10 protein-coding genes, 1 tRNA gene and 1 riboswitch are annotated in these 11,158 nt (G+C 69.6%); of the genes, 8 read left to right on the top strand and 3 right to left on the bottom strand.

Annotated features, from left to right (window positions below; genetic code table 11):
* Positions 1–96: 96 nt before the first annotated feature.
* From ACIP6U_RS48135 to ACIP6U_RS48120, 4 genes are all read left to right on the top strand, one after another.
* Entirely contained in the window at positions 97–1,134 is a 1,038-nt protein-coding gene (locus ACIP6U_RS48135) for a type ISP restriction/modification enzyme (RefSeq protein WP_401729834.1), read from the top strand.
* A gap of 238 nt (positions 1,135–1,372) precedes the next feature.
* A complete protein-coding gene (locus ACIP6U_RS48130) occupies positions 1,373–2,161 on the top strand; it encodes a hypothetical protein (protein ID WP_401729830.1) in 789 nt (262 codons plus the stop codon).
* Entirely contained in the window at positions 2,154–2,540 is a 387-nt protein-coding gene (locus tag ACIP6U_RS48125; protein WP_401729829.1) for a GntR family transcriptional regulator, read from the top strand. The genes ACIP6U_RS48130 and ACIP6U_RS48125 overlap by 8 nt, the downstream gene beginning before the upstream one ends.
* A gap of 115 nt (positions 2,541–2,655) precedes the next feature.
* Entirely contained in the window at positions 2,656–3,879 is a 1,224-nt protein-coding gene (locus tag ACIP6U_RS48120) for a serine hydrolase domain-containing protein (RefSeq protein ID WP_401729827.1), read from the top strand.
* Positions 3,880–3,882: 3 nt separating this feature from the next.
* Here the strand turns inward: ACIP6U_RS48120 and ACIP6U_RS48115 are convergent, their stop codons facing one another.
* Positions 3,883–5,121: an acyltransferase family protein gene (locus ACIP6U_RS48115; RefSeq protein WP_401729826.1), complete on the bottom strand. Its 1,239-nt coding sequence runs from the start codon at positions 5,119–5,121 to the stop codon at positions 3,883–3,885.
* Positions 5,122–5,291: 170 nt separating this feature from the next.
* On the opposite strand from ACIP6U_RS48115, the gene ACIP6U_RS48110 reads away from it, so the two are divergent.
* On the top strand, positions 5,292–6,482 hold the full coding sequence (locus ACIP6U_RS48110; protein WP_401729824.1) for a histidine kinase: 1,191 nt from the start codon (positions 5,292–5,294) through the stop codon (positions 6,480–6,482).
* A 46-nt stretch (positions 6,483–6,528) separates the two neighbouring features.
* Here the strand turns inward: ACIP6U_RS48110 and ribA are convergent, their stop codons facing one another.
* Together ribA and ACIP6U_RS48100 are read right to left on the bottom strand one after the other, a co-directional pair.
* Complete coding sequence (ribA, locus tag ACIP6U_RS48105) at positions 6,529–7,170, bottom strand: GTP cyclohydrolase II (RefSeq protein WP_401729823.1); 642 nt, start codon at positions 7,168–7,170, stop codon at positions 6,529–6,531.
* Positions 7,171–7,285: 115 nt separating this feature from the next.
* Positions 7,286–7,807 carry a MarR family winged helix-turn-helix transcriptional regulator gene (locus ACIP6U_RS48100; protein WP_401729821.1) on the bottom strand — a complete coding sequence of 174 codons (522 nt, stop codon included), beginning with the start codon at positions 7,805–7,807 and terminating at the stop codon, positions 7,286–7,288.
* A 118-nt stretch (positions 7,808–7,925) separates the two neighbouring features.
* Between ACIP6U_RS48100 and ACIP6U_RS48095 the strand changes: the two genes are divergently transcribed.
* The 3 genes from ACIP6U_RS48095 (at position 7,926) to ACIP6U_RS48085 (ending at position 10,693) form a co-directional block, all read left to right on the top strand.
* Positions 7,926–9,056, top strand: coding sequence for a dihydrofolate reductase family protein (locus tag ACIP6U_RS48095; protein WP_401729819.1), 1,131 nt, complete (start codon positions 7,926–7,928; stop codon positions 9,054–9,056).
* 367 nt (positions 9,057–9,423) lie between these two features.
* A complete protein-coding gene (locus ACIP6U_RS48090; RefSeq protein ID WP_401729833.1) occupies positions 9,424–10,545 on the top strand; it encodes an alginate lyase family protein in 1,122 nt (373 codons plus the stop codon).
* A 74-nt stretch (positions 10,546–10,619) separates the two neighbouring features.
* A tRNA-Met gene (locus ACIP6U_RS48085) sits at positions 10,620–10,693 on the top strand.
* Positions 10,694–10,996: 303 nt separating this feature from the next.
* Positions 10,997–11,154, top strand: a riboswitch (cyclic di-AMP (ydaO/yuaA leader).
* Positions 11,155–11,158 lie beyond the last annotated feature (4 nt).

The following is an 11,158-nucleotide window of genomic DNA, read 5'->3' as shown; positions in this document are numbered from 1 at the left end:
ACGCGGGCCTACTCGGTGACCATCACAGGATCAATCGGGAAGGTACGCCCTTCGCGTCCAACCCGAGATTGATCCACAGGTCTTGAGCATTGCTCGATACCGCTCGCCGCCGAGCACAGGACAAACCCTCAAACGGTGCGCATTGGGTTCCGCTCGTTCGACCGGCAATACGTGTTGCCGGACAGCCGATTGATGGAGCGAGGCAGAGCGGACCTTTGGCGAGTTCGCAGCGACCGCCAGATCTACACCGTTGAGCAGAACGCCCACCCGGTGGTCAGCGGTCCGGCGCTGGTCTTCAGCGCCCTCATTACCGACATGGACTATTTCAACAACCGCAGCGGTTGCGCCCGTCCCCTCTACCGCAACGCCGCCGGCACATTGCCCAACGTCACGCCCGGTCTTCTCCCCTTGCTCTCCGGGCGGCTCGGCATACCGGTCGTCGCTGAAGACCTGCTGGCCTACGTCGCCGCGATCGCGTCCCACCCGGAGTACACAGCTCGATTCCAAGAGGACCTCGAAGTCCCCGGCGCGCGGATACCCCTCAGCGCTGACCTTTGCTTATGGGAGCAGGCGGTTGCCATCGGTCAGCGAGTTTTGTGGCTGCATACCTACGGCGAGCGGTACGCCGATGAGACGGCCGGGAGGCCGTACGGCAGGGTGCTGCTACCACGCGACCGCCCTCGATGTGTCGCGGAGATCCCGGATGATGCGGAAGCTATGCCAGAGAAGCTGGTGTACGACCCCGTGACACAGGATCTGTGGATCGGCAGTGGGAGGATCAGTCCCGTGCCTCGCGCGGTCCGGGAGTACGAAGTGTCCGGGATGAACGTTCTCGACAAGTGGTTCGGCTACCGACGGAGGAACCCCGCCGGCAAGCGACGCCTCGAACTGGACCACGAGGTAGCTCCGCGCTGGCTTCCCTCATGGACAACGGAGCTGCTGGAGTTGCTGAATGTCCTCGGCCTGCTCGTGCGAGAGGAGCCAGCACAGGCCGATCTCTTCAATGATGTGTGCGCGGGCCCACTGATCACGGTGACGGACCTAGCCACAGCGGGGATCCTCCCTGTTCCCGCAGAGGCAACCAAGGCGCTGAAGGCCACATCGGACGCGGGCGACGCACTGTTCGACCTGTGACCGAAGCGGCGTGAGCGATACATGAGCGGATGGGACAACACGAGCCGACACGGGAAGGATTGGCGATCATTCTCAGAGGCACTTCGAGCTGGGGCCGCAGTTGTTTCTCCGCCGCGTCCTCGGCCCGCTGGCGCTCTCATGGTGGGGTTCCTTCTTGTGCCAAGCGTTTGACACAAGGTGTCGCCCGAGGCCATCTTGTACTCGCCACTTGGTACAAGATGATCTGGGGGGCCTCCGCATGCTCGACACCGTCCCGTTCCAGCAGAGATTCCTCGATCACGCCGATCAGTACGCCCGTTGGTCCGGCCTCGCCATCGGCATCATGGCCGCGCAGGCGCTGTCCACCCTCGGGCAGGTCGAGTTCGAGCAGCGCGTCGTGTTCTGCATCACGGCTTTCGGGGTGTGCACGGTGGCAGGCGTCCTTCTGGCGGACGCGCTGACGCTGCTTCCTCAGGACGCGGTACGCACCGCGAGTCTCGCCCCGCGCAGGGTCAGAGAGCACGTGCCACCACGCATGGGTCCCCTGATCGCCCTCCAGGGCGTCACCCTCGTCGTGCTGCTGGCGATCACGGCCGCTACGGCCTCCGTCGACTCCGGCCGTGTCCTCAGCAGGGGCAAGGTCCTCACCGTCGCCTGCAACGGGATTCCGGCAACCCTGGGCCCCTGGCCCGGCCTGTACTACAGCCTTCCGATGTTCGGCGCGCTCGCCATAGCCACCCCTACATGTGTGTGGGCACTGCGCCGCATCGCTCACGGACCAGGTGGGGAGCAGGAGCGTCGCAACCGCGCGTGGGCGGTGACCGGGGCCTGGGGCCTGCTCGTGTCGAGCCAGCAGTTGTACGCGGTGCTGATGGTCACCATCTCCTTCATGGAGACAGGCTGCGCCGGCGCGACGGGCGCACTCACCTTCTGGGTGTTCTACCCGCTGGCCCTGGTGAACCTCATCACCGTCGTCTGGTCCCTGCTCACCGTGGTGGCCCCGCGGGCCGTCGACGACGTGGCGGAGGGGGACCGCGCCGGTGAATGAGCCTGCCGTACGCGTCGACACCACCAGCCCGGTACCGCCGTACCTGCAGATCCGCGCGCAGCTCGGCGCTCTGATCGTCACCGGCCGGCTGGCCGAGGGCGACAGGCTGCCGACCGTGCGTCAGCTGGCCACGGACCTCGGCCTCGCTCCGGGCACCGTGGCCCGCGCCTACCGCGAGCTGGAGGCCGAGGGCCTGATCCGCACGCGCCGGGGAGCCGGTTCCCGGGTCGCGGCGCCGCCGGCCCGCCCGACCCATGACCATGCCTCCCAACTCATGGCCCTGGCACGGGACTTCACCTTCTCCGCCCGCGTGCTGGGTGCCGACACGGAGGCCATCCTCGCCGCCGTCCGCGACGCCCTCGGCCCGGAAACGCGTTGAAGGGTGCACCTGAGTACACCCCGAACCCGGAGGACACCTCCATCCTCTCCGCGCCGCAGACGCGGTTCGCTGGTGATCGTCACCGATCAGGACCACAGCAACGGGGGATCAGATCATGCGGATTCAGTCGTCCAGGAAGACCGGAGCCGTCGTACTCGGCGCGGCGCTGCTCGCACTGACGTTGCCCGCGACCGCCGGTACCGCCGCCGCCCACTCGACCGGCGGCCACCCTTACACCCGGGCCCAGCTCCGGCAGGACCTCGCCGCCGTGCGCCGGGCCGGCGGCGGTGACGTCAACGTCCTGGCCAGGGTCGACGGACCCCACCACGCCCGACTCATGGCCCGCATCGGCACCCGCACCGCCGACTCCCCCGCCCCCATCCCCTGGAACTCCCACTTCCGCGTGGCCAGCACCACGAAGACCTTCACCGCGACCGTCGTCCTCCAACTCGTCGCCGAGAAGCGGCTGTCGCTCGATGACACCGTCGAGCACTGGCTGCCCGGTGTCGTCGCGGGGAACGGGAACGACGGCAGCCGTATCACCGTGCGGGACCTGCTCCGGCAGACCAGTGGGCTGTACGACTACGTCGACGACCCGGAGATCCAGGACCGGTTGATCAACCACTTCGACGAGAACCGGTACGACACCACGCCCGCCGCCGACCTGGTCGCGGTGGCGATGAAGCACCCGCCGGTCTTCGTCGCCCAACCCGGCGGTGCCACTCGGTGGGCCTACTCCAACACCAACTACCTGCTCGCCGGGATGATCGCCGAGAAGGCCGGTGGCGCGAGCTGGCAGGAACTGGTCGAGCGCCGGGTGATCGTGACACTGCGCCTGCGGGACACGTCCATCCCCGGGTCCGACCCCCGCCTTCCCGACCCGCACGTGAACGCCTACCTGACCACCCCCGACGGCAAGCGTCTCGACGTCACCGAGCACAGCCTTCAGCACACCGCGGACTCCGGTGTGGTGAGTACGACCGCCGATCTGAACACCTTCTTCCGCGCCCTCGTCGGCGGCCGACTGCTCCCCGCCGCGCAGTGGCGCGAGATGCGGACCACCGTCGAGCGGACCGACGACCCGGAGGACGTGGCCGAGATGCCGGTGGGGACCTACGGCCTTGGGCTGCGGAGGATTCCGCTCTCCTGCGGGGGCTTCTACTACACCCACGAAGGCGATGGCGCCGGCGTCAACACCCGCCCCGCCGTGAGCGCGGACGGCACCCGTGCGGTGACCGTCTCCATCACGACCACCACCGCGCCGCCCGACCTGGCCGCCCTCAACCGCGCGACGGGCACCCTCGTCGACCACGCCCTCTGCGCCGCACCCACGAACTAGCTGTCACGCTCGGGATCCGGCGACCCGCATCGCCCGCCACGAACGGTTCCGCTTGAACGGCAGCTCGAAGAACCGGGCGAACACCCACCCCGTCAGCAGCGACGCCGGCACGCTCAGCAGGACCGTGACCGCGAAGGTCGGCAGGCCGGGGGAGACCACGCGAGGAGCGATCTCACGGACGGCGATCATGACGATCGGCAGGTGGATGAGGTAGAGGCTGTACGAGATGTCGCCGAGGCTGCGGATCGCCCGGGTCGACAGCAGGCCCATGAGCCAGGTCGGGCGGCCCGTCGCCACCGCCACCAGCAGCAGCGTCATGGCGGGGGCCACTGCCAGGTCCACCCAGAACGAGTGGGTGACCGTCCAGGTCGAGCCCTTGACGACCATCACGGACAGCACCGGTACGGCGGCCAGCGCGGCGAGCCAGTGCCACGGGAGCCGTCGGATCCGGTCCCGCGCGACCACGATCCCGGCGCCGACCAGGCCGGCCACGAAGACCGGGGCGAGGTTCGGGGTCAGCCAGTTCATGCCCTCGACGGGGTTCGCGTTCGTTGCCATGAGGCCGCGGGCGACCACCGGCAGGGTCACGCCCGCCACCAGGACGACCGCGCCCAGGCGCCGCCGGATGAACAGGAGGACGGGGAACAGCAGATAGAGCTCCGCCTCCACCGCGATCGACCAGAACGCCCCGTTCGGGGTCGGTGCCGTCGTCACGTCCTGGGCCAACAGGCCGTACACCACGACCGTCTTGAGGTTCGGCGGGCCGAAGTGCGAGGCGGGGACGATGAAGTAGGCGACCGCCACGCTCAGTACGAGGGCCGCCCAGTACGGCGGCAGGATGCGCCAGGCCCGGCGGCTCAGGAAACGCGCGGTGCCGCCCGGGTGCCAGCCGTTGCGGGCGGCGGAGATGGCCAGGGAGAAGCCGGACAGGACGAGGAAGAAGACGACGGCGAGACGGCCGTACATGAGCCAACCCAGCCAGGACGGGCCCGAGTTGCGCGGGAAACCGGGGAAGGCCAGCAGCCAGCAGTGGAACAGGACCACGTAGAGGGCGGCCAGGCCACGCAGGCCGTCCAGGCCCGGCACATGGCGGGGGACCCGTGCTTCCGGCGTGCCGCCGTCCCGTTGCGGTGCCGGGCGTACGGGCGCGTCGAGCGTGCCCGCGTCGATCGTGTCGACGTCGAGCGTGCTGACGGATCGGCTCGGTTCCGGTGAGATCGCTGGGCCCCCTTCGTACGGCACCGGACGCTCAGCCCGGTGCCACCCACAGTGACTGATACGTCGCAATTGGGCGAGCCGTTCAACGGGCGCGTGCGGGGGTTTCGAGGGGTGTACGGGAGCCCGCTCCCACCAGGGCAAAGGGTGTAGCCCGCTACACCGCGCCGCCCGCCTCCGTCGCTTAGCGTTGCCGTATGAGGACAACGATGCGGCAGGCCGCGCGGGCCACAGGGCATCTGCTCCTCGCCGCCCTGATGGCGTTCTGCCTGTGGATCTTCGTCACGGTGCTGCTCATCACGGCCATCGGGACGCTGGCGGTGGTCGGGGCGTGGCTGTTGCCGGAGACCGTGCTGCTGGTGCGGAGGATCGCCGGGGCCAAGCGGGGGATGACCGCCGCGTGGACCGGGCAACGGATCCCGGAGGCCTATCAGCCGATCACCGGGACCGTGCGGGAGCGGATCCGGATCGCCGTGCGCGATCCCGGGACGTTCACGGATTTCCGGTGGATGGTCGCGGACTACTTCTACGGTGCTCTGATCGTCCTCGCGCTGCCGCTGTGGCCGGTCGGGCTGGTCGTCGACGGCGTGTGGAGCGGGCTGCTGCGGCGGACGCCGGTCGTGCTGCCGTTGATCACGCGGATCGCGGATCTGGAGGCCGACTGGTCGACCGCCCTGCTCAAGCCCTCGCCGAAGGCTCAACTCGCCGCCCGCGTCGAGGAATTGGCCGCCACCCGCGCCGACGCCATCGCCGCGCACGGCGCCGAACTGCGCCGTATCGAACGCGATCTGCACGACGGCGCCCAGGCCAACCTGGTCGCGCTGTCCATGCGCATCGGCCTCGCCAAACGCGCCTACGACCGCGACCCGGACACCGGGCGCAAGCTGCTGGACGAGGCCCAGGCACAGGCCGAACAGGCGCTGACCGACCTGCGGAACGTCGTCCGCGGCATCCACCCGCCGATCCTGACCGACCGCGGCCTGGTCGGCGCGGTGCGTGCGCTGGCCGCAGGGTGGGGGTCCCCCCGCGCGAGCGAAGCCGAGCGTGGGGGAGGGCTCCACGTGACCGTGGAGGTGGAGCGGTTGGAGGACGACGGGGTGCGGGCGCCGGCCGCCGTCGAGGCCGCCGCCTACTTCGTCGTCGCCGAGGCGCTCACCAACGCCGCCAAGTACAGCGGCTCGTCCCGGGCCTCGGTCCAACTCGCCCGGATGAAGCGCGGGTTGCGGGTGCGGGTCGCCGACGAGGGGTGCGGCGGCGCCGACGAGACGAGCGGCTCGGGGCTGCTCGGCATGCGACGGCGGGTCGCCGCGCTCGACGGGACCGTGGAGCTGTCCAGCCCGGTCGGCGGCCCCACGGTGATCGAGGTGCGGCTGCCCTGCGTGTGGTGAGCCCGCGGCGCCCGGGTATGCGCCCCGACCGGCCCCGTCGAGCCCATCAGCCCGCGTTCAGCTCCGTCAACTGGCCCAGCGGCAGGGTGTGGTGGGTCTGGAGGACCTTCGCGCGCAGGTAGCGGACGTTGTGCGCGGTCTTGAAGACACCGGTGGGGACGCGGTCGCGCACGGAGATGCCGAGGGAGCGCAACTGGTCGGCCTTGTCGGGGTTGTTGGACAGCAGGTCCAGTTCGTCGATCCCCAGGGACCGGAGCATCTGGGCCGCCGCCGTGTAGTCGCGGGCGTCCTCGGGCAGACCGAGGGCCGCGTTCGCCTCGTACGTGTCCAGGCCCTGGTCCTGGAGGGCGTACGCGTCGAGCTTGTTGTAGAGGCCTATGCCCCGGCCCTCCTGGCGCAGGTAGAGCAGGACGCCGCCGCGCTCGGCTATGCGCTCGACCGCCTCGCGCAGCTGCGGGCCGCAGTCGCAGCGGGCCGAGCCGAAGACGTCGCCGGTCAGGCACTCGGAGTGCAGGCGCACCAGCGGGGTCGTGCCGGGCGCCGGTTCGCCCAGGACGACCGCTACGTGTTCCTGGCCGTCGGTCAGGCCGTGGAAGGTGACCATCTCGGTGTCGACGGTGTAGCCGTCGTGGAAGCGCAGCGGGACCCGGACGCGGGAGCGCGGCGTTGCGGCAGGGAAGTCAGGCATGCGGGTTCTCCCGGTCCGGTGGACGAATACCGATCTGCTTCAAAACTGAAGCAGATCCACGATCACGGACCCTACCCCATGCTTGAAATTTGAAGCAACTGGTTTGTGGGCCGGGTCACGTACAGGGCGAGGACGAGGACGACCGGCGGCGCCACGGGACGTCCTCCCGCGTGGCCTCGGTCCCGTCGCCCTCCAGCGCCCGCACGATGCCCGTGCCGATCTCCTCCAACTGGCTCACCTGTTCCGGGGTGAGATGGTCGAAGATGGCCGCGCGGACCGTCTCGACGTGCCCGGGAGCGGTCCGCACCAGGGTCTCCATGCCGGCGTCGGTGAGCACCGCGGTGCTGCCGCGCTTGTCGGACGGGCACCCCTCGCGCCGTACCAGACCGTCCTTCTCCAGCCGCGTCACCGCGTACGTCAGCCGGCTCCGGGTGATCTTCGTCCGCCCGGCGAGATCGGTCATCCGCAGCCGGTGGTCCGGTACGTCGGAGAGGTTGGCCAGGATGGAGTAGTACAGGTGGGGCATGCCGGCGTCCTGCTGGAGCTGCCGGTCCATCGCGTCCTCCAGGAGCTGCGATGCGGCGATGTACGCGCGCCATGCGCGCTGCTCCTCAGGGGTGAGCCAGCGAGTCGTCATGGGACCAGTGTAGGTTTGTTTCAAACTTGAACCAAGCCCCACCTTATAGAGAACTCGAACCCAGCTCCGTGGACCGAGTCCCGTACACCCAGCCCCGCCTCGCAGAGAGAGCGCGTCGATGCCCCACCCGTTCGTCCTGCTGTCCGCCGCCGTCTCCCTCGACGGCTATCTCGACGACACCGGCCCCGAGCGTCTGCTGCTCTCCTCCCCGGCCGACTTCGACCGGGTCGACGAGGTACGGGCGTCCGTCGACGCGATCCTGGTCGGCGCCGGCACGATCCGCGCCGACAACCCGCGCCTGCTGGTGAACTCGCCCGAGCGCCGCGCCGCTCGCGTGGCGTCGGGCCGGCCGGAGTACCCCCTCAAGGTCACCGTCAGCGGCACCGGCGAACTCGACCCGGCCGCCAACTTCTGGCACACGGGCGGCGAGAAGGTCCTGTACACGACGGACAAGGGCGCCGACCGGGCGCACGCCCTGGGCATCGCCGCCGACGTGGTCCCGCTGGGCCCCGACCTGGACTGGCGCCGACTCCTCACCCACCTGCACGAGGCGCGCGGCATCGACCGCCTCATGGTCGAGGGCGGCGGCACGATCCACACCCAGCTGCTCCAGGAGGGCCTCGCGGACGAACTCCACCTGGTCCTGTCCCCGCTCTTCGTGGGCACCCCGACCGCGCCCCGCCTCTTCGGCCCCGGCCCCTACCAAGCCGGCCGCCTCCGCCTCCTCGAAACCCGGCAGATCGAGGACGTCGTCCTCATGCGCTACGAGCCCACCGCCCCCGGCACCGGCCCGCTCCCCACCGCCGCCGACCACCACTGGCTCCGCCTGGCCTGCGAACTGGCCACCCACTGCCCGCCCTCCACCACCGCCTTCAGCGTCGGCGCGGTCGTGGTCGCCGCCGACGGCACGGAGCTGGCCCGCGGCCACTCCCGCGAAGGCGGCGACCCGGTGGTCCACGCGGAGGAGGCGGCCCTGGCGAAACTCGCCCCCACGGACCCCCGCCTCCCGTCGGCCACGATCTACAGCAGCCTCGAACCCTGCGCCCACCGAGCCTCCCGCCCCAAGCCCTGCGCCCGGCTCATCCTCGACGCGGGCGTACGCCGCGTGGTGACGGCCTGGCGCGAGCCGGACACATTCGTGACGGCGGCGGACGGGAACGGGTTGTTGGCGGGGCAGGGCGTCGAGGTGGTCGTGATCCCGGAGTACGAGGAGCGGGCGAAGCAACCGAACCGCCACCTGTCGGCCTGAGCGGCCAGCACGTTTCGGCGCCGGTCGGTCCCGCTCTCGCGCCGGTCGGCACATCTCAAGGCCGGGTCCGGATCTTCTCAGCCCGTCCGGCGTTTGAGGACGAGGCCGTCCAGGCCGAAGCGGGGGCCTGGGGGCGGCAGCCCCCAGAACGGACGCCCACACCAACGCCCCCCACAGTCCGATCGGCCCAACAGATCCTGCGCCCAAGACCCCGAAGGGTCACGCTGCGAGTGACCCGGAGTGGACATACGCGGAGGTACTGGTACCAGTGAGGCCATCCCGAAAACGAGCCGCCGTGCTCCTGATCGCGCCCCTTCTCACCGTGACCGTCGCCTCGTGCGGCAGCACGGACACCGGTACCCGGACCATGGCCCGCGCCCTCCCCCCGGACGCCACGTTCACCCACCCCGGCGTGCTCGTCAGCAAGGCGCAGCTGGACTCCGTACGAAAGAACGTCACCGCCGGGAAGCAGCCGTGGCTGAAGGCGTTCCTGGAGATGCGGGACAGCAAGTACGGGTCGTACAAGTACCGCCCCGAGCCGTACGAGAACGTCGACTGTCCCTGGGGCGGCAAGGTCGCGCAGGGGTGCGTGGAGGAGCGGGAGGACGCGATCGCCGCGTACACGCAGGCACTGCTCTTCAGCGTCACCGGCAAGCAGGAGCACGCGCTGAAGGCGCGGGAGATCATGGACGCCTGGTCGGCGAAGATCAAGCGGCACTCCGAGGAGGACGCGGGGCTGCAGACCGCGTGGGCCGGGTCGACGTGGGCGCGGGCCGCGGAGATCGTGCGGTACGCGCCGGGGGCGGGGTGGCCGGCGGACCGGGTGGCGCGGTTCGAGAAGATGCTGCGGACCGCCTATCAGCCGTACGTCACCGAGAAGCTGCCCGACTACAACGGCAACTGGGACCTCGCGATGACCGACGCGGCGATCGGCATCGCCGTCTTCACCAACGACCACAAGGCCTTCGACGCCGCCCTCGCCCGCTTCCGCGACCGCGTGCCCGCCTACTTCTATCTGGAGAAGGACGGCAAGGTGCCGCTCACCGTGGCCGGCTCGACCATGAACACGCCGCAGAAGCTGACGACGTACTGGTTCAAGCAGGGGACGTACAAGGACGGCGTCGCGCAGGAGACCTGCCGCAACTTCAAGCACGTCGGCTACTCGCTCGCCGCCACCGCTCACATCGCCGAGACGGCCTGGCACCAGGGCGTCGACCTGTACGGCGAGGTCAAGGACCGGCTGACCGCGGCCCTCGCGTTCCACGCCCGCTACCAGCTGGGCGAGAACCCGCCCGCGTGGCTGTGCGGCGGCAAGGTCGACCGGAACATGGGTCCGGACCTGGAGGTCGCCCTCAACCACCTGGAGGACCGGCTCGGCGGTTCCGTCCCGGCCGCCCACAAGCTGGCCGAGGAGACCCGCCCGGCCGGTACCGACGATCTCTTCGTCTCCTGGGAGACCCTGACCCACGCCGGAAACCCGGCGGCCTGACCGGCCCGGCCGCTCCCCGACCGCTCCTTGGTCACTCCCGTCCCGCGGATGGCGTACAGTGGAGAACACAACGGCGCGGGGTGGAGCAGCTCGGTAGCTCGCTGGGCTCATAACCCAGAGGTCGCAGGTTCAAATCCTGTCCCCGCTACTAACGGCCCAGGGCCGGAGTCCGGATCATCGGACTCCGGCCCTGAGTCATTTCCCGCTCGGCTTTCCGACCGTTGTCACGCCCGGTGAGCAGGCGAACGCCCTCCGCCCAACAACTGACATCCCGTCAATACCTGTGTGGATTCACAGGCTTGGTCAACTCGCCCGATTTTCACCGGTCATGGCCTGAACGTCCTGCGTGAAAACGTTAATGATCAAGCCGAACAGCTTGGAATCCCTGCCCCGTGTCTATTAACGTTCGATAACGCAGCGCGGTCGTCCCAGCCGTCACAAGAGTCGGCTCCGTGCGCACGTGCCGAATCCCGCAAGGGAACCGGGGAACCACCAACTTGGGGTGAATCGCAAGTAGTCCGTCGTGTACGCACGACCGGTTTACGCGCGTAGGAGACCTTCCTGCTCCGAACCCGTCAGCTAACCCGGTAGGCGAGAAGGAAGGAAGGAGTAC

Origin of the sequence: Streptomyces sp. NPDC088794 (assembly GCF_044750545.1) — a bacterium.
In the GTDB taxonomy this organism is placed as follows: Bacteria; Actinomycetota; Actinomycetes; order Streptomycetales; family Streptomycetaceae; genus Streptomyces.
The sequence above is the reverse complement of the archived record's forward strand: the minus strand, read 5'-3'. Positions and strand labels throughout refer to the sequence as shown.